The following is a 234-nucleotide window of genomic DNA, read 5'->3' as shown; positions in this document are numbered from 1 at the left end:
ACAATGTGGTCGAAGGCAATGACTTGGTCTACACAGTCTCCTTGTCCGCAACAACAACCGTCGCCTCAACCTATGCTTACAACTTAGGCGGCGGTACAGCCACAGCCGGTGCCGATTACAACAGCACAGCCACATTTAGCAATGGCGTGACTTTAGTTGGTGGCAGCCTGATCGTTCCAGCCGGTGTTTCCAGCTTCACGGTCACCGTCGCCACAATCAATGACGCCATCGTCG

The 234-nt window shown here is 54.3% G+C and carries 1 protein-coding gene; it reads left to right on the top strand.

Annotated features, from left to right (window positions below; all coding sequences use genetic code 11):
- Nucleotides 1-234: hypothetical protein (locus H8K52_RS20955; protein ID WP_186924829.1), on the top strand; the 234-nt coding region annotated here is incomplete at both ends.

The sequence above is a fragment of the Affinundibacterium seohonense genome (assembly GCF_014284305.1).
GTDB lineage: Bacteria > Pseudomonadota > Gammaproteobacteria > Burkholderiales > Burkholderiaceae_D > Undibacterium > Undibacterium seohonense.
The sequence above is the reverse complement of the archived record's forward strand: the minus strand, read 5'-3'. Positions and strand labels throughout refer to the sequence as shown.